Annotated in this window: 14 protein-coding genes; 8 read left to right on the top strand and 6 right to left on the bottom strand. The window is 72.2% G+C overall.

Annotated features, from left to right (window positions below):
- Positions 1–61: 61 nt before the first annotated feature.
- From OHN74_RS30805 to OHN74_RS30795, 3 genes are all read left to right on the top strand, one after another.
- A complete protein-coding gene (locus OHN74_RS30805; RefSeq protein ID WP_327697834.1) occupies positions 62–1429 on the top strand; it encodes an L-serine ammonia-lyase in 1368 nt (455 codons plus the stop codon).
- Between the two features lie 228 nt (positions 1430–1657).
- A complete protein-coding gene (locus tag OHN74_RS30800) occupies positions 1658–2272 on the top strand; it encodes a type IV toxin-antitoxin system AbiEi family antitoxin domain-containing protein (RefSeq protein ID WP_327697833.1) in 615 nt (204 codons plus the stop codon).
- The gene (locus OHN74_RS30795; RefSeq protein ID WP_327697832.1) at positions 2272–3171 is read left to right on the top strand and encodes a nucleotidyl transferase AbiEii/AbiGii toxin family protein; all 900 of its coding nucleotides are present in this window, start codon (positions 2272–2274) and stop codon (positions 3169–3171) included. Before OHN74_RS30800 ends, OHN74_RS30795 begins: the two co-directional genes overlap by 1 nt.
- A gap of 403 nt (positions 3172–3574) precedes the next feature.
- On the opposite strand, the gene OHN74_RS30790 is transcribed toward OHN74_RS30795, so the two are convergent.
- Genes OHN74_RS30790 through OHN74_RS30775 form a run of 4 tightly spaced genes read right to left on the bottom strand, consistent with a single transcriptional unit; the run spans position 3575 to position 10339 of the window.
- The gene (locus OHN74_RS30790; RefSeq protein ID WP_327697831.1) at positions 3575–6343 is read right to left on the bottom strand and encodes a hypothetical protein; all 2769 of its coding nucleotides are present in this window, start codon (positions 6341–6343) and stop codon (positions 3575–3577) included.
- A complete protein-coding gene (locus OHN74_RS30785; RefSeq protein ID WP_327697830.1) occupies positions 6340–7137 on the bottom strand; it encodes a 4Fe-4S single cluster domain-containing protein in 798 nt (265 codons plus the stop codon). Before OHN74_RS30785 ends, OHN74_RS30790 begins: the two co-directional genes overlap by 4 nt.
- Positions 7128–9032, bottom strand: coding sequence for an AAA family ATPase (locus tag OHN74_RS30780; protein ID WP_327697829.1), 1905 nt, complete (start codon positions 9030–9032; stop codon positions 7128–7130). The genes OHN74_RS30785 and OHN74_RS30780 overlap by 10 nt, the downstream gene beginning before the upstream one ends.
- Entirely contained in the window at positions 9029–10339 is a 1311-nt protein-coding gene (locus tag OHN74_RS30775; protein WP_327697828.1) for a hypothetical protein, read from the bottom strand. Before OHN74_RS30775 ends, OHN74_RS30780 begins: the two co-directional genes overlap by 4 nt.
- Before the next feature lie 235 nt (positions 10340–10574).
- Between OHN74_RS30775 and OHN74_RS30770 the strand changes: the two genes are divergently transcribed.
- From OHN74_RS30770 to OHN74_RS30755, 4 genes are all read left to right on the top strand, one after another.
- Positions 10575–10826, top strand: a complete 252-nt coding sequence (locus tag OHN74_RS30770; protein ID WP_327697827.1) for a hypothetical protein — start codon at positions 10575–10577, stop codon at positions 10824–10826.
- A 32-nt stretch (positions 10827–10858) separates the two neighbouring features.
- A complete protein-coding gene (locus tag OHN74_RS30765; RefSeq protein ID WP_327697826.1) occupies positions 10859–11980 on the top strand; it encodes a hypothetical protein in 1122 nt (373 codons plus the stop codon).
- A complete protein-coding gene (locus OHN74_RS30760) occupies positions 11977–15804 on the top strand; it encodes a CHAT domain-containing protein (RefSeq protein ID WP_327697825.1) in 3828 nt (1275 codons plus the stop codon). Before OHN74_RS30765 ends, OHN74_RS30760 begins: the two co-directional genes overlap by 4 nt.
- 90 nt (positions 15805–15894) lie before the next feature.
- Positions 15895–16455 (top strand): glycoside hydrolase family 25 protein, encoded by a 561-nt coding sequence (locus OHN74_RS30755; protein ID WP_327697824.1) that lies wholly within the window; start codon positions 15895–15897, stop codon positions 16453–16455.
- 101 nt (positions 16456–16556) lie between these two features.
- Here the strand turns inward: OHN74_RS30755 and OHN74_RS30750 are convergent, their stop codons facing one another.
- Positions 16557–16769, bottom strand: a complete 213-nt coding sequence (locus OHN74_RS30750) for an EF-hand domain-containing protein (RefSeq protein WP_235479883.1) — start codon at positions 16767–16769, stop codon at positions 16557–16559.
- A 42-nt stretch (positions 16770–16811) separates the two neighbouring features.
- Entirely contained in the window at positions 16812–17726 is a 915-nt protein-coding gene (locus tag OHN74_RS30745; RefSeq protein ID WP_327697822.1) for a helix-turn-helix domain-containing protein, read from the bottom strand.
- Between the two features lie 56 nt (positions 17727–17782).
- Between OHN74_RS30745 and OHN74_RS30740 the strand changes: the two genes are divergently transcribed.
- A complete protein-coding gene (locus tag OHN74_RS30740) occupies positions 17783–18439 on the top strand; it encodes a GNAT family N-acetyltransferase (RefSeq protein ID WP_327697821.1) in 657 nt (218 codons plus the stop codon).
- The last annotated feature ends 13 nt before the right edge of the window (positions 18440–18452 follow it).

Genomic DNA, 18452 nt, shown 5'->3' with positions numbered 1-18452 from the left:
CCCTGGAGTGAGTGGGCTCCGCCCCGTGCGGAGCCCACCGCCCCCGTTCTGAGGAGTTCCCGTGGCCATCTCGGTCTTCGACCTGTTCTCGATCGGTATCGGCCCGTCCAGCTCCCACACGGTCGGCCCGATGCGCGCGGCCCGGCTGTTCGCCCGCCGACTGCGCAACGAGGACGTCCTCGGGGCGGTCGCGTCGGTCCGCGCGGAGCTGTACGGCTCGCTGGGCGCGACCGGACACGGCCATGGCACCCCCAAGGCGGTGCTGCTCGGCCTGGAGGGCGCCTCACCGCGCACGGTGGACGTCGAGGGTGCCGACGAACGGGTGGAGCAGATCAAGGAGTCCGGGCGGCTCAGGTTGCTGGACGACCACGAGATCGGCTTCTCCTTCGACGACGACCTGGTCCTGCACCGCCGCAAGACACTGCCCTACCACGCGAACGGCATGACCCTGTGGGCGTACGACGCCTCGGGCGCCGAACTCCTCTCGAAGACGTACTACTCGGTGGGCGGCGGATTCGTCGTCGACGAGGACGCAGTCGGCGCCGACCGGATCAAGCTCGACGACACGGCGCTGAAGTACCCCTTCCGTACGGGCGACGAGCTGTTGCGCCTGGCGAAGGAGACGGGTCTGTCGATCTCCGCGCTGATGCTGGAGAACGAGCGGGCCTGGCGCACGGAGGACGAGATCCGCTCCGGGCTGCTGGACATCTGGCGCGTGATGCAGACGTGTGTGTCCCGCGGTATGTCCCGCGAGGGCATCCTGCCGGGCGGACTCCGGGTCCGCCGCCGCGCGGCCATGTCGGCGCGTCAACTCCGGGCGGAGGGCGAGCCGTTGGCGCGCGCGATGGAGTGGATCACGCTCTACGCGATGGCGGTGAACGAGGAGAACGCGGCGGGCGGCCGGGTTGTGACGGCCCCGACGAACGGGGCCGCGGGCATCATCCCGGCGGTCCTGCACTACTACATCAACTTCGTACCGGGCGCCGACGAGGAGGGCGTGGTCCGTTTCATGCTCGCCGCCGGCGCGATCGGCATGCTGTTCAAGGAGAACGCGTCCATCTCCGGCGCGGAGGTCGGCTGCCAGGGCGAGGTGGGCTCGGCCTGCTCGATGGCGGCGGGCGCACTGGCCGAGGTGCTCGGCGGCAGCCCCGAACAGGTCGAGAACGCGGCCGAGATCGGCATGGAACACAATCTCGGCCTGACCTGCGATCCGGTCGGCGGCCTGGTCCAGATCCCGTGCATCGAACGCAACGGCATGGCCGCCGTGAAGGCGGTCACGGCGGCACGGATGGCGATGCGGGGAGACGGCTCGCACAAGGTGTCCCTGGACAAGGTCATCAAGACGATGAAGGAGACGGGGGCCGACATGAGCGTCAAGTACAAGGAGACGGCGCGGGGTGGGCTTGCGGTGAACATCATCGAGTGCTGAGGCAACAGGCCCTAACCAGCACGTTCGTGTCTTTCGGTGCTGTCGGGGCCTTCCCTGCTTATGCGGCGGGAAATCCCCGAAAGTCCCCAGGAAATCCCATGGGGCGGGAGCCTGACCTGGAGGTTCGTAACCTCTTCGATCGCTGTTCCGACTCGCCCTGACCGCCAACCGTCGCCAGGATGTATCAAATCGATCCCCTGAAACCTCCAGAGGGGTACCATTCGATACATGAGTGCTGCGGAGAACCCGCGCTTGGAGCAGCGGCTGACCGGCCTCTCCCCCACGTTCACTACGGCGCAAGCACGTCAGGTCCTGCTCTCCCCTCGTGATCTGGCGTCCTTGGTCGCGGCGGGAGAGATAGACGAACTGTCCCGGGGGGTCTACCGACGGGCAGACGCACCAGAGACCGCGCACGCGGATCTGCTGGCCGTGTGCGCACGGACTCCTCGCGCCGTCGTGTGCGGCGAGTCCGCTCTGGCCCTGCACGAGCTGATCGACGACATCCCCGCAGCGGTACACATCGCCGTGCCGCGCGGTACACGCCGCCCCACAATCTCCTACCCACCCACCGTAGTGGCGCAGTACGCCCCGACGACCTTCGCCCTCGGCGTCGAACGATTCGAAGCAGCCCCAGGAGAAACCATCCCCGTGTACAGCGCCGCCCGCAGCGTCGTCGACGCAATGCGCCACCGCAGCCGCATCGGCGAGACCCTCGCCCTGTCCGCGCTCGGCCGCTATCTGCGCCAGGGCGGACGCCGTAACATCGGCGAACTCCAGGACGTCGCGCGCGAGTTGGGTGCTCTCTCCGTTATCCGCCCTGCCGTTGAGGCGGTGCTCGCCTGATGGCCAACCCCACTCGTGACACCACCGCCGGCCGCGTCTACAACGACCTGCGCAACCTGGCTTGCCGCGCCAGCCGGTCCACGGACGAGATCATGGTCGAGTACGTCCTCGAACGCTTCCTCTACCGCCTGGCCGCGTCACCCCTCGGCCGCGAACACTTCGTACTCAAGGGCGGCCTGCTCCTCGCCCAGTTCGGCGCACGCCGGATGACCCGCGACATCGACATCCTCGGCCGCTCTTTTGCAGGCGACGAAGCGGAGATCATTCGCAGGATCGCCGGCATCGCCGCCACCGAGATCGACGACGGCGTCGCATTCGATCCTGCGACGCTCAAGACTGTGCCCATCCGCGAGGAGGACGAGTACCACGGTCTGCGTCTGTCCATGGGCGCCTCCATCGCCCGAGCACGACTCAAGCTCCAACTTGATGTCAGCTTCGGCGATCCAGTCACTCCCGGCCCCCGAATCATCGACTACCCACAGCAACTCACGACGGACAGCTTCCAGCTCCTCGGCTACCCGCTCGCCACCGTCATCGCCGAGAAACTCTCCACCGCCGTCTCACTCGGCGACCTCAACACCCGCGACCGCGACTACGGCGATCTCTACCGGCTGCTCACCCTCAACGACCTCGACGGCCAGGAACTCACCACCGCGCTGACCGCCACCGCCGCACACCGCGGCATCACCCTGAAACCCCTCAGCACCGCCATCAGCGACCTCGGCGAGCGCCGCCAGACCTCGTACACCGCCTGGCGCCGCCGACAAGGCCCCGCCGCAACCGGCTACCCCGAACGCTTCACCGACGTCGTCCTACAGGTCACCGCCTTCGCCGACACACTTCTCAACGACGATGCCATCACCCTCACTTGGAGTGCGGCGACCCTCACGTGGTCATGAACCAGACCCGGCCGACCGGCCAGGCTTCAAGGGCGAACCTGCAACCTACGCATTACGAGTGCGGGGCTCACCGAAGTCATCGGATGCCGCCCAAGCATCAACGACCCAACCCCACAGGCGTCTCACGCAGCATGGAATACGTTGTGATCAGCCCCGCCAAGAAGTCCCCAAAAAGTCCCTGACGTGATTCAAGGCAAGCCTGGGTATATCAAAACCGCAGGTCAACCCCGTGATCAGCAGCCGTCCACATGTACGTCAAGTACAAGGAGACGGCCCGGGGCGGGCTTGCGGTCAACATCATCGAGTGCTGAGGGGCGGGCCCGACCGGCGCGTTCCTGTCCTCCGGTGCGGCCGGTCCTGCCAGGCGAAAGCCGTGTACGTTGCCGCCTCGCCACCCCTGGGGTCACCCATAGCCGACGTTCCTCCGCATCGGCACCGGTGCGGTCCCCCGCCCGCCGCACACCCACAGCGCGACGCCCAGCGCCCCCACCACCCAAGCCGTCCCGTGCCAGAAGTCGAGGGCGTACGCCGTGGCCAGGAGGGTGTGGGTGAGGCCGTCCGCCCACAGGTGCCACAGGACGGCCGCGGTGGTCAGGGTGGCCACGACGGCGCAGGTGAGGCGGAGGGCGCGGGTGCGGCCCCGGACCGCCCAGCGCAGGCCCGCCGCCGAGCCGAGCATGAGCAGGGTGGGCAGCAGCCACGGGAGTTCGTCCGGTGCCCGGGTGCCGAAGGCGAAGAACGCGCCGTCCTCGGTCCAGTCCGGGCGGTCCTCGGTCACCTGGTCGGAGAAGTCGTGGAGGGACGTCACCAGTTCGGCCGCCTTCGGTGCCGCGTCGGTGGTGGCTTCGTGCCAGAGCTGGGAACGGGAGCGCCAGGTCGGGGACGTGTCCTCCGGTTTCGGCGTGGGCCCGGGCTTGCCGGTCTGCTTGCCCCGCCGGTCGGTCAGGGCGATCCCGGAAGCGGTGAACGGCGTGCGCGCCGTGGTGGTGTGGTGTGCGGCGGCCGACGCCGCGGGCGGGGGCGGGGGCGGGGTGTAAGGCACCCAGCCGTACGCCGTGTAGCCGATCACGTCGAGCAGGCCGATGGCGAACACCGTCAGCCAGAGCCATCTCAGGCTCAGCAGTCTGCTGTGCACCAGGTCCATGGACTGCCGGCGCCGGGTACGGGCCTCGTCCCGGTCCTGCGCGGAGCGGGAGAAGCGGGAGCGCACGCTCCGGGTCGCCCGCCGGACACCCTCGTTGAGGCGGCGGCCGGTGTCGATGCGGCGGGCCCGCCGCAGGTCGCGGCGGAACGCCATGACCTGACGGTCGAAGGCCAGCGCCGCCGCCACCAGCCCCGCCGCCGTCGCCCCGAGCGGGCCCGCTGGATCACGGCCCAGCGATTCGGTCGTCTGGTCGTGCAGACGGCTCCACCAGCGTGGGGTGCCCGCGACGGGCCGTGCCTTCGACAGGCGTTCACGGCAGTGCCCGAGGAAGTCCTCGTCGCCGGCGACCAGCCGGACCACGGTGGACAGGGCGGTGTCCTGGTCGTACCAGCCGGGGCCGGCCGGGATCAGGTGCTGGGCCGCGTCGGCCCGCAACCCGTCTGTCTCGTCCGCGCGTTCGCGCTCCAGCGCCTGCGCGGTGCGAGTGGTCTCCTGGGCGGCCGTCTCCAGGGCCCTGGACACCTTCTCGGCCAGGCCGCGCAGCGCCGGGCAGCCGGGCTCGCCACCGTGCCGGGCGCAGGTCTGGCGGGCCGCGCCGGCCAGCACACCGCTGTCGAGCACCATGCGCAACACCGTGATGTCCTCGCGCGCGGCCAGCGCCACCAGACCGTCCTCGTCGATGACATCGCCCCGGAAGCGTGGCTGGACGAAGGGGACGAACTCCGCCGCGAGTGCCGCCAGCGCCTGGTCCGCCGCGTAGGGGCTGCCCGGTGAGTGGAGGAACCGGTCGAGCGGGCTCCGGTCCGACTGGGGCGCGCGGGTCTCCAGCCACCCGGCCAGCCGCTCGGTGTTGTCCGGCGCGCCGAGCCAGAGCAGGCCGTGCGTGCCCGAATCGATCAGGGCCGACACCAGTTCCGCCGGGTCGTCGTAGGGCCGGTCGCCGTACAGGAACGGCTCGACGGGGGCTGTCGCGGACTCCCGTTCCGCGCACCAGGCCCGTACTTCCGCCGCCCCCAGGCGGCCACCGGCCAGCTGGTCGAGGAGGCCGTTCCAGTGTGCGTCGCCGGTGTCGGCGGCCGGCGGGTGGAGCAGTGCGTCCGTCAGCTCGTCGGGATCCTGGCCCGGCTCGATCCGTGGTCGGCCGGTGAGGAGTTCGTGGACCACGGCGGCCACACTCGCCCAGGCGCTGCGGACCCCCCAGCGTCCCTGCGGCACCAGATGGGCGGGGGCCAGATAGCGCGTCAGCGGCGGGCGCGGCCCCCGCGCGCACTCCTCGCCCAGCACGGCCGCGCCGTCCAGGTCCGGGAGCACCAGTTGGGAGCCGCCCGGCTCGCGCAGGTACAGCGTGTCCGGCGAGATGTTCACGGGGACCGCCGCGAAGTCGCGTTCCCAGGTCTCCAGCAGCTCCGCCAAGCCGGTGAGCAGGGCCCGGACGGTCGGTTCGGCCAGCCCGCCGAGACGGCCCGGCGGGCCACCCGGCCGTGTGAGCGAGTCGTCCAGCGCCTTCCGCAGTGTTCCGCCGCCGGGTGGCCGCAATGTCTCCCAGGTGACGGTTCGGCTGCCGTCGGGCATGGTCTCCACTCCGCCGGCGAGACGGGCCACGGCACCTGGGTCGCCGTTCCGCAGCCGGTCCTTGGCCGCGCTCGGCTGGAAACCGCGTGCGTGCACCTTGAGCAGGACGATCCCCTGTGGGCTGTCCACCGGCGCGGCCAGCCAGAGGCGCCCGCCGACGGCGGCCTCGGCGGGGAGCATCTCCAGGAGCCGGTAGTGGCGCCTGACGCCGGGCGGGAGTTCCACCTGCCCTTCGTCCGGCTCGCTCGCGGATTCCCGCGTCGAGTCCTTCGTACCCGCCGTGCCCGCGTCGCGCAGCAGGTCGTCGATGGGATCCGCCGTATCGCTGTTTCCGGCCGGTCCGGTGCGCGGGGGCGTGGTGTCCTGCGCACGCCTGACCTTCACGGTGTCGCAGTCGTGCTCGTCGCAGTAGGCGGTGGCGCTGGCGTGCTCACCGTCCCGGCAGAAGTACTTCACCGGTCGGTCTCCTTCTTGGCGGGGCCGGACGGGGCGGTGGGCGGGGTGACCGCCGGGGGTTCATCGCCGGGTTCGGGCCCGGCGGCCGGGGCTGTACGACGGGCGGGGCGCCAGGACACCTGTCCATGGCGGAAGCCGGCCGTACGCAACGCCTTTTCCAGCAGGGGCAGTTCGCCCGACCTGGGTACGCCGATGAGCCAGGCGTCGCTGTCCGACGTCACCAGTTGCATCGGCGCGCGTTCGGGGTGGTGCTCCAGCCACGGGCCGTAGCGTTCCCGTCCGAGGGGGGTGAGCGGGGTGACGATCTGGTTGGCCGAGCCGCGCCAGATCAGGGTGGTCGGCGCGTCGGCCCGGAAGGGCTCGCTGATCACCGCGTCCGCGAGGCCGCCGGTCACCTGGGGGGCGCGCCGCTCCAGGACCTCCAGTGGGTGGCCCGTGTAGACGAGGAGGTCTGCGGGGCGGTCGGCCGTCTCCTCGCGGGCGACCCTCAGCAGTGCGGTCAGTGCTTCCGGCTGGTCGCCCGGCTCGCCGCCGGACACGGTGAGCCCGTCCGCGCCCCCGTCGAGCGCCCGCCGCCAGATGTCCCTGAAGTCCTCGGCGGTGAGAACGGACCCGTTCTCGGACGACCAGGTGTCGTGGGCGAGGCAGCCCGCGCAGCGCACCGAGCAGCCCTGGGTCCACACGCCGAGCCGTCGGCCGGGCCCCAGGGCGGTGACCGGGAAGTGCATGCGGTTGATCCGAAGCGCCGTGCTCCCCGCAGCCGTTGCGGCCTGCTCCCCGTCGGTCAGTCCCATACCGGTCTCCAACCGTCGTTCTCCTGGAGGAGGTTCGACAGGGTGATCCGGGTGCCCTCACCCCTCGGTGTCCGGAACAGCTCCCGGCTGAGCGGGTTGACCACCGCGCTCTCCACGATGTTGAGGATGCCCCGGGCCCCGAGGCCGAGATTGGCCATGGCAGCGTCCATCAGGTCGTCGCGCGCGTCCTCGCTGATGACCAGTTCGGTCTTGTGAACCGACCGGACCCGTGCCACCACCGAGTCGAGCGAGCGGTCCAGGACCTGGCCGGCGGCCTTCTCCTCGATGAACCCGAGGGTGACGTAGTTGTCGCCGAGCCGGTTGCGCAGTTCCGGACGGCCGATCTTGCGGTCGAAGAAGTCCTCGTACGCGGCCCGGAAGTGACCGAAGTAGCCCGCCGGGTCCTCGGTGAACTGTTTGAGCAGGTCCTCGGCCAGGCCAACGGCCGCGTCCGGGTCGTTCCCGTTCTCCTGCTTCGTGGGCTGGGTGCCGAGGTTGGAGGTGAAGATGATGAAGCACTCGGAGAAGTACACCGTGCTGCCCCGGCTGTCGGTGAGCCGGCCGTCGTCCAGGATCTGGAGGAACAGGTCGAGGATGCGTTCGTGGGCCTTCTCGATCTCGTCGAAGAGCAGCACACAGGCGGGCTGCGCCCGTACCGCGTTGGTGAGTTCGCCGCCGGAGTCGTACCCGACGTAGCCGGGCGGGGCGCCGATGAGGCGTTGGCGGCTCTCGTCCACGCGGAACTCCGACATGTCGAAGCGCACCGGTTGTGCCTCCTCGCCGAGGAGCAGCGTGGTGACCGCCCGGGCCAGTTCCGTCTTGCCGACACCTGTGGGCCCCGCGAGGAAGAGGACACCGCGCGGGCGGTTGCGGGCCGCCGAGGACTGCGCACCGGTCAGTCCGACCGCGGCTCGGGTGAGTACGTCCACGGTCTTGCGCACCGCCGTCGGCTGGCCCAGCACCCGTTGCGACAAGTAGGCGTCGGCACCGGCGAGTTGGCGGCGCACGGTGTCGCCCGCCCAGGGGTCGTCGGTGATGCCCACCCGCACCAGCCGGGCCGCGTCGGAGAAGACGGTGGGTCCCGGTGGCAGCGTGGCGGCGGTCAGGACGGTCGTACGCAGCTGACGCGCGGTCATCCCGTCGGTGGCACCCGCGACCGACTTCAGTTCCTCCTCCCGCGCCTCGGTGTTGAACACGCGCCCGACGAAGCGGGCCGCGAGCTGGGTACGGCGGTCGAGGTTCGGGCGCAGCAGCCGGATCACCCGAACCGAGTCGCTGGCCACCGGGAAGGCCGGGGGCAGTTGGTCCTGCTGCTCGCACACCCAGATCAGCGTGAGCCCGAACGTCCCCTGCCCCGGACGGCCCTGCATCGGGATCGTGGGGGCGGTGTGGCCCAGTGCCTCGATCGCGGTGAACAGCATGCGGTCGGCGCGCATCACGGTGTCGCCAGGCAGGGCGTGGGCGGCGTAGGGGACCACCAGGGCGACCGGCACGGTCAGTCCGTCCGCCCCGCTGAACAGATCGTGCAGGGCCACCAGGAGTGCGCGCAGCTGGACCGAGTCGAACTCCGCGTCCTCGTACGTCCGGAGCAGGTCCGCGACCCTCTCGTCCGCGGTCCGCAGGGCGGGGGTGCGCGGCTCCTCCGGGTCGTCCACCCGCTCCAGGCCGCGCAACGGGTCGAGGGCCAGCATCGCGCCGTACTGCCGTGCGCCGCACACCTCCCACAGCACCTCCTGCACGGTCAGCAGCCGTACGCGGCCGTCGGGCGTCGGCAGTTGATGGAAGTCACGGACATTGCCGGTGAGCAGCAGATGCGGTGCGAGGGACAGCGAGAGGTCCACCTCGCGCATCCATGCCTCGGGCAGGGCCGTCCGTGCGTCGGGGGGAGTGCTCATCCGTCACCTCGCGCCGGGTCCCTGCGCTGCGTCGCCGTCTGCCGGGCCGCCGCCCGGGCCCGGCTGATCGCGGCGGCCTCGGCCTCCGCGCGTCCCGCCGCCTCCGCGCCGCTTTCCGAGCGGGCGACGGTCTCGGCGGCGAACGCTCCCGCCGGGGCCTGCTCCCGCCAGGTGCTCGCGAAGCCACGGGCGGCGAGCCGCGCGGTCAGCTCGTCCATGTCCGCGCACATGTGCTCCTGAGCCGCCCGGTCCGCCGCCGGGTCTCCGTCGTGCGTCCGGACGATCTCCGCGGTCAGCAGGTCCGCGTCGTCCAGGTCGAAGCGGACGGCGTGGTGCGGGAACGTGCCGGGGAGGGGGACGAAGAGCGCGTTGTCGGGGTGCCCCGCCGCGCTTTCGTGGTGCTCCGCGGTCATGGGGCCGGTCTCGTCGGTGACGGACCACACCTCGTTCATCGCCGCGTGCACCGCCGCGATCAGCTCGGCGCGGCTCTCGGCGGCGGTGAGCCTGCCGAGCACCTCCTGCGCGAGCCGCAGCAGGTCGCCCAGCCGCGCGGCGTCGTCCTCGCACTCGGCCTCGCGGGCCCGCAGCGTGTCCGCGTAGCCGGCGGCCTTGGGGTGTCGGGCGGCGGAGACCTGCGCGGTCACCAGCGCGAGCCGCTCGCGCAGCATCGTGGCCTCCTCCCGGGCGCGTGCGGCGCGCTCCGCCTCCCGGCCCGCCGTGGCGAGCCGCGCGAAGGCGTCCTCGGCACCGGGTGCGCCGGCCAGTACCGCGCGGGCCGCGCCGTGCACCTCCTCGGCACGGCCGGGCAGCGCCTCGGCCAGTTCGGCGGCGCGGGCGAGCGTGGTCGCCGCCGCGCGTTCGGCCGTCTCGGCTCGGGCCCGCTCGGCTGCCGCCTCGGCCTCGGCCCGCCGGCGCGCGTTCTCCCGCTCGCGCCACGCGGCGAGTTCCCCCGCAGCCGTGGAACTCGGGCGGGCCGGGGGCGCCGCCGCCTGTCGCGCGGGGCGGGCCGCAGCCCGCTCGCGGGCGAACCCCCGTGCGGCGGAGTCCAGTTGCTCCTCCACCTCGGTCAGCCGCGCGCGCAACGCGCCCAGTTGCTCGGCCAGCGCGCCGGAACCCTCCTCGATACCCGGTGTGACGACCAGCGGTACGCCGATACGGGCTCCGGTGACCGCCTGGGTCGCGGCGCAACGGCGGGCCAGTCTGCGGGCGTACGCGCGCGTCTCGACGAAGTCCTGCTGGAGGCGCAGACACCGGTCGCGCTCCTCCGCCGCGAGTTGCTTCCAGTCGATGAACACCGACGAACTCATGCATCCCCCCGGATGTCCCGCCGCGCACAGGTGCGGTACGCGAGGCGCACACAATATCGGACGGATCGTCAAGATCGTTACTAGTGAAGGGATTTGGGATGCCTCGGTGGAAACCGTAGGTCATGATGGACTCCGCCGGGGCCCCGCCGGCCCGCGCCGGCCGGGCGGTTCCCGGTGAGCCGCGCAGCCCCCGCCGCCGTCATGGACCGACGGCCACAGACGACCAGGGACGACCATGAACGACTCCGCGACGCGCCCCGGGGACGAACCGGGGTACGACGACCTCGACGGCGCACACGCCGATCTCGCCTCGACCTTCCCGCCGGCCGAGGGCCCTTCCCTGGAGCACGGTTACGCCTGGCGCTGCCGGGGCAGGAACGCGGCCGGCTGCGCGGAGGCCCACAGCGGTACGGCCGACTGGACCGACAGCGGAATCGAGGAGTGCCCGGTGCACACCGGCCTCCGGCTCGAGTACCGCCTGCCCTGAGGGAACAGGCGGGCGAGAGGGGTGGGGAACGCTTGGAGCTGCTGAGCACGTACGCGGTGGGTCGCGCCAAGGGCTGGCTCGCCCGGATCAGCGGTGGCGCCCTTGTCTTCTGGGCGGTGGCCGGTCTGGCGGTGCGGTCCTGGCTCCCGCCGGCGCGCGGCTGCGCGGACGCGCCGGACAGCGCGGGGTTGTGGTGCCAGGGCAGCCGCTTCGACGTCGTCACCCTGTGCGTGTACGGAGTGCTGGCGATCGCGGCGGCGGTGGGCTCGACTCTCGTCGTGGCGGCGGCCTCCGCTCCCGTGATCCGCTTCCTCGCAGGCACCTCGTGGCCGGTGACCTCCGTGTTCCGGCACTGGACGGCCTGGCGTGTACGGCGACACCGACACGTGTTCGACCAGTTGCTCGCAGCCGACCCCGTGGCCCCGGGCGCGGGTGCTCCCGCCCTGCCCGACCCCGAGCTGACCCGGCTGACGCTGGACCGCGCGCGGGCACGGCGGCGCCGTTACCCGAGGCGGCTGCTGATCGCGCCGACCCGGATCGGCAACAGCCTCGCCGCGATGACCGAACGGGTGACCGGGAGACACGGCTGGGACCTCGCGGCGTGCTGGGAACTGATCGACCTGGCGCTTCCCGACCGGCTGAGCGGTCGCCTCCGGGCCGACTCCGACCGACTGACCACGCGCGGACAGAACCTGCTGTGGGCGGCGCTGACCTGCCCGGTAGCGGTGGCGGGCCTGGGCGTGGCGGTGTGGCGGGACGACGCCGGAGCACCAGTGCTCGGCGCCTTCTCGACCGCCGCCGCCGGAGCCGCCCTCGCCGCACTGCTGCTCTTCCGGGGGCTGTGCGCCGCCGTCGACGTGTACTGCGACAGCGTGGAGGCCGTCCTGGTCGCCGCCCGCGCCGACATCTACCGGGTGGCCGGCTGGCCCGCCCCCGGCACACCCGCCGAGGAGCGCGAGCGGGGTGCCACGCTGAGCGGTTACCTCAGCCGCCGCGGGTCCCAGGCGCCGCACACGCAGTTCGCCCTGCCTCCGGAGCCCGGACCCGCGACGGCTTTCGCGCTCGCACCGCTCCCGGCCGCCGCCTCCCCGGCCACCGGTGCCACCGTGCCCGCCCTCCCCTCGCCCGCCCCGACCGGTGGGGCGACACCATGACGGCATCCGTGCCCGCCACTCCCGCCGGCCCGGACGGCCTTCCGCTGGGCGGAGCGGTCGCCGACGAGAAGGACGCCTGGTACCTGACGGAGATCCTCGCCCGGGCGTGGGCCGTCGGCCCCGACGGTCCAGGCATGGCGGAGCTGATGACGGACCTCGCCGTCCTGGTCGCCGCCGAGGTGGACCACTACGAGCGCGCCGAGCCGCTTGCCCCGCCGCTGCACCGGCTGCGGTGCCGGACCGCGGCTCTGCTCCGTCGCACCACCCCGGCGACCCGGGTCCACGACCGGGTGACGCGCCAGACGAGCCTCGCCCTGCTGCTCTTCCACTCCGGGGGCCTGACGGGCGAGCGTGCGGAGGGCAATCCCGCACTCCGTGTCACCGAGTGCCTGGAGGCTCTGCACCTGCTGGAGGACGCGTACGAGTCGCTGGTCGCCGACCCGGCCTCGCAGAACCCGGCGGAATCCACCGGGGGTGCCTCGCCGGAGCCGCTGGAGGTCCTCCACCTCCTGTTCCAGGTGCATGTCCGGCTGGACGATCTGCTGGAACTGGCGCACGAGTTCCGGGCCGAGGTCCTGTCCGAGGAGAGCGCACCCGGCTCCGTCGCACTCCGGAAGCTGGCGGGCAAGCTACGGCTGCGCAGGCAGCGTGTCCTCGCCGAGATGCGGCGGCTGACCCCGGCCGACGACCAGGACCTGGCCCTGCTGTCGGTGATGGACGTACTGACCGAGCTTCAGCGGCTCCTCGGGGACGAGGAGGGCATGGCCTCGGGACGGGCCGAAGGGATTCTGGAACAGGCGCGGCGGATCCGCGGGGATTCCGGTGTCGCCCCCGACGTCGCACGGACGCTGCGCCTGCTCGAAGCGCGCGTCGAGTTGAAGTGGAACCTGGAGCACCGGCTGGACACGCCCGAGGGAAGGGCCGGCCTGCTCTCGGTCCTGGACTATCTCGAAGGTGTCCGGCACCGGGGTGACGAGCCCGCGCTGCGCGAGTCCGTGCTCTTCGCGGAGGGCGCCACCCACGCCGTCAACGTCGGTCTCCTGGAGGCCTCCCGTGCCCCGGACATCGTCGGGGCGTGCGACACCGCGCTGGCCGGGCTCCCGCCCCACGACTCCGAATACCCCAGCGCCCTGCTGGTCCGGGCCATGGCCCGCGGCGTACTCGTGCGCTACTCCTTCTCCGACGACGCCATCGCCGGTGTCATCGACGACGTGACCCGGGCTCTGCCGCTCGTACCGCCCGACCATCCCGGCGTGGCCAACGCGCTGCTCGTCCTCAGTCACTCACTCCTGCAGCGCGGCCACACCACCGGCTCCATGGCCGACGTCCGCAAGGCACTCGTCCTGCTCAACCGGTACACGTCGGACACCCTCCAGACCGGACCGGCCGCTGTGCTCCTGCGCCTTCTCCAGTCGCTGTCCCACCTCGTCTTCCACCAGCGGGCGGGCAGTGAGGACGTGGACTGCGGTACGCCGCTCAGCCCCGGCGTCAACCACGTGGACGCGGCCCTCCTGACGGTCCGGCGCACCATGGACCGGCTGGAGAAGGCCCGGATGGGCGAGGTGCTGGCCGCGGTCGCCTGCCAACTCGCCGCCCAGTGCTTCGCACTGGCCGGTCAGCTGGCCGGCCGCGACAGCGCCGCTCTCGCCACCGAGGCGCTGCCCTGGGCGGAGCGTGCCTGCGCCGGCGCCCGGCCCAACGCCACCGACCACCAGCACGTCCTGGTGCTGCGCGACTGGCTCCTGCTGGTCTCCGGCGACGGCGGGGACGCGAGGCAACGGCTGCTGTCCCATGCCGGATCACTCACCGGGCCGGCGGCCTCGTCCGGCCCGGACGCCGACCCCGAAGCCGGATTCGCGCGGCTCCTGCGCGGCCTCATCGGTCTGGCCGGAGCCGCGGCCAACGACTCCACTGTCGCCGAACTACGGGCCGCCGCCGCGGAGGCCGGGCAGAGCCCGCTGTGGGAACTGCGTATCGAAGGGCCGATGCGGCTCGCCGAGGGACTGCGCAAGCGCGCCCTCAGCCACGCCTGGACGACACGCATGGAGGCGTTCGACGCCGCCCTGCCCGCCGGTTCGGCGCCGCCCGGTGTGGCCCCGCTGCTCGAACTGGCCCGCGCCCGCTTCGAGCAGGTGCGTGCCGCGCGGGTCTCGCAGCCGGACCCCGGCGGCCCCGACCCCGACGCCGACTTCGCGCAGTCCCGGCTGATCGCCCTCGACTGCCTGCGCGAGTACGCCCGTACGGTCATGGGACAGGAGGACACCGCCGACGCCCTGATCCTCGCTCGCGACGCCGGGGCGCTGGCGCGGCGGGCGGCGCGCTGGGCCGCGTACGACCGGGCGTGGGACGACGTGGTACGGGCCCTGGAGACCGGCCGCGCCATCGTGGAGCGGACCAGGCTGCGCCCCGACACGGCCGCCCGGCTGCGCGCCCTCGGCGAGCACGACCTCGCGGACCGCTGGGATCGGCGGCCCCCGGCAGCGGCGGGTACCCAGCCCTACCGGCCCGGTGACCCCGGCCGGGGCCTGAGCATCCCGGACCAGCTCGCCGCGCGGGTGGCCCGGGTACTGGAGGCCGACCGCCACGGCCGTGCCGAGGACACTCCGACCGTGGCGTCCGTGGCCGCCGCTCTGCGGGCGGTCGGCGCCCACGCGCTCGTCTATCTGCTGCCCTCCCCGCCGCCGGACGCCAAGGACATGCTGGAGCGAGGCGCCGTCCTGATCACGCCGGACGGGAACGCCGAGTGGGTCGCCATGCCCGCCGCACCCGGTGACGACGAGGCGCTGTCCCACTATGTGGAGGCCCTGCGGGTCCGCACCCGGCCGGCCTCGGACGACAAGGAGCGGGACGCCGCCGTCGCACCCTGGCGGATCGCGCTCGCGGACCTGGCGGAGCGGGCGGGCAGCAGTCAACTGTCTCCGTTGTTGAGCCGGTTGACGATCCGTTGCGGGCGGCGTGCCGACGGGCGGCACCGCGTGGTGCTGGTCCCGGTGGGCGACCTCGCCTTCGTCCCGTGGGCGGCGGCAGTGCTGGACCGGGGCACACCGGCGGTGGACCGCCTGGTGATGACGACGGTGTGCGGCGCTCGTCAGTTCATCGCCGCCGCCGCGCTTCCCAGGGTCCGGGCCGACCAGGACACCCTGCTCGTCAACGGCCTCACCGGCGGCCAGGCCGACTGGGCGGCGACCGGCACCCTGCACGAGGCGGTCTATCCCGAGGCGACCGTAGCGGATGCGACGCGGGCAACCGGCCCCTGGCTGCTGCGCCAACTCTCCGACGCGGCACACCGGTTCACGGTGGTGGACATCGCGGCGCACCTCGTGGCGGATGTGACCGAGTCCTGGCGGGCGCGGATCGAGCTCGCCGACGGCGGTCTGCGCATCGACCAGATCAGCGCCCTCGATCTGGCCGGCACCGCGGTCGACGACCGCCCACCGCGCGGTGTCTGCGTCTCACTGGCCTGCTGCGCGAGCAACGTCAGTCTCAGCCGTCCCGACGAGGGCTTCACCGTCGCCTCGGCCTTCCTCGCGGCGCGTGCCGGGGCGGTCATCGCCTCGCTGTGGCCGCTGACCAACGCCACCACCGGTTTCCTGATGGCCGTCTTCCACTACCACCTGCACACCGGACACGAACCCGCCGAGGCACTGCGCCGCGCCCAGCGCTGGATGCGCGACCCCGACCGCCGCGCCCCCGCCCGATTCCCGGAACCACTCGCCCGTGCCTTCGAGGAACGGGTCGCCCGCTTCGAGGCCTCCCTGCGGCGGAAAGGAGACAGCATGACGTCGCCGGCGCACTGGGCCGGGGTCGTCCACCTGGGGCGCTGAACCGGCAATCACCGGTGCCGCGGAATCACTTGTGCAAAGGTGGAGAGCCAGCAACTCCTGTCCCCCCACCGGCACTTCAGGGAGCACCCCATGCTGCGCGGCATAGACGTGAGCGCGTACCAGTCCTCCACCTATGACACGGACGGCCTCTCGTTCGTCTTCATCAAGGCGACGGAGGGCCGTTCGTACGTCAATCCCAAGCTCGCGGCGCAGACGGAGCGGGCCCGCGACGCCGGCTGCGTGGTCGGCTTCTACCACTTCCTCTGGCCCGGCAACCTCGCCGCCCAGGCCGAGTACTTCCTCAGCAAGGCCTCGGACCGGGCGGGCGCCGACATCCTCGCCGTCGACTGGGAGACGACGGGCGACGGCACCCACGCCTCGAACGCCGAGAAGGACACCTTCATCCGCAGGCTGAAGGAGCTGCGGCCGGACAACCGGGTCGTCCTCTACTGCAACAGGAACTACTGGCTGAACGTCGACACGACCTCCTACGCGGGCGACGGACTGTGGATAGCCGACTACGTGACGGCCGGCGAGCCCCGAATCCAGGCGCCGTGGCGTTTCCACCAGTACACCGACGACCCGGTCGACACGAACGTCGGCGACTTCGCGACCAAGAAGGCACTGCAGGAGTGGGCGGCCTTCGACTGACGGGCGACAGGGCCGTACCCGCGAGGCGGAGGGAAACGTGAGAGGGCGCCCGCCGACGATCCGGCGGGCGCCCCACACGTACTGCTTCGTACCGCTTCGCGCTACTTGTTCAGGTACGTCCAGAACTCGTCGAACGACAGGAGCTTGTCACCGTCGAGGTCGCGGGAGGCGATGATGACCTCGGCCACGGACTCGGTGACGTTCCAGTCGCCCTCCTGCGCCAGGGCGGACTTGAACTCGGCGGCCGTGATGAAACCGTCACCGTTCGTGTCGATCCGCTCGAACTGCTTGCGTGCTTCCTCGATGTCCGCCACCGGGACCCGCCCCTTCATGTACGTACTGCTGACGAGGTCAGATTAGCTGGCCGAGCGCGCACGCAGCGCCGCGACCACCCACGCGAACTCCTCGCGGTGCGCGGCGGCGGGCTCCGCGCCCTTCACCTTGACCAGCAACTCCCGGTACCGGGCGAGCCGTTCGTTGGAAGCCGACTCGATGCGTTCGAGCACGACGGCGGGGTCGCCGTCCCCCAGCACCTCCCGCAGGATCGCCTCCGCCTCCGGCGCCTCGGGGGCGATGCCCCGCTCACGGGCCTCCGCCGCCAACTGGACCAGACGCATGGGAAACCACGTGGATCGCCCGGCGGGGGCACCGCGGCCCTGGTCGGCCGCGTTGAACTCCATCACCTGCCGCATCTGCGCCCGGAACTCCGGGTCCTGGATCAGCTCCGCCAGTTGCACCCAGGCGTCCACCTGCTCGGCGGTCGGGTCCTCCGGCAGGTCCACCGCGATGGAACGCATCCGGTCCCGGATCGCCGGGTCGACGGAGTCGAGCCCGTGGAACAGCTCCTCGACGAACTCCTCCATGATCCGCTTGCGTTCGGCGGCCGACAGCCGCGCCAACTTGTTCATCAGCGTCATCTCCTCCGCGGTCGAACCGCGTCTCGCCACGGACGACAGCACCGCACGGGTCACCTTCAGCGTCCGGATCTGCGCGTCCAGCGCCGCCACATGCGCGGCGGCGACCTCCGCGACCGTCGTCTCCCCGGCCAGCACCGCGCGTACGTGGTCCAGGCCGAGGCCCAGTTCGCGCAGGGTGCGGATCAGTTCGAGGCGGGCCACGGAGCCGGCGTCGTACAGCCGGTAGCCGCCGGACGACCTGGTCACGGGCGGCAGGGCGCCCTCGTCGGACCAGTAGCGGATGGTCCGTACGGTCAGTCCGGTGGCCCGGGCCAGTTCGCCGATGGTGAGATGTCCGGTGCCGTCGTCGATCATGTTCGTGAGTCTGGGCCTTCCAGTGGGTGGAGACTCAAGAGGCCGGGAGGGGCGCTGTGGGGGAAACGCTGAAGGACATTCTCGACTCCGTGGCGCGGGGCGTCTTCCCGCCTCCCGACGGCCGTACGACGATCGTGCCCCAGGCCTCCCACCGCGACGCCGGGGTCCTCGCCTTCACCGCGCACGCGGTCGTCTTCACCGACGAGGACCCGGAGTGGGTACGCCGGACCCTGGCCGGCGTCGACAGCGACGCGCTCTCCGCGCCGATGAACCCGCGTTTCCTGGCCGCCCTCATGGACCGTACGGGCCGTTCGAACGAGACGATCGACCTCCTCGCGGTCGCCTCCCCTCTCCAGGGGGACCCGCCACTGACGCTGACGGAGACCGACGACCCGGGGCATCACCGGATCGCCCGGGCCCACAGGCACCGTGACGACGTCCGGGTGTGGGCGGCCGACGGCGGGGTGCTCATCCTCGGGCGCGGCGTCGCGGGCCGGCTGGAGGCCGCGGTGGAGGTGACGGAGGCGGTACGGCACCGGGGGCTGGGGCGGGCGCTGGCGTCTGCCGCGCGGCAGCTGAGCGGTGGGGAGCCGGTGTGGGCGCAGATGGCTCCCGGGAACGCCCGCAGTGTGCGGGCGTTCCAGGCGGCGGGGTTCGTGCCGGTGGGCGGGGAGGCGTTGCTGCTCGCCCGGCGAGGACGCCGGGAGAGGTAGTGGCAGGGCGCTC

It is taken from the genome of Streptomyces sp. NBC_00459 (assembly GCF_036013955.1).
Taxonomy (GTDB): Bacteria; Actinomycetota; Actinomycetes; order Streptomycetales; family Streptomycetaceae; genus Streptomyces.
This window is presented reverse-complemented; position numbering and strand designations above follow the sequence as displayed.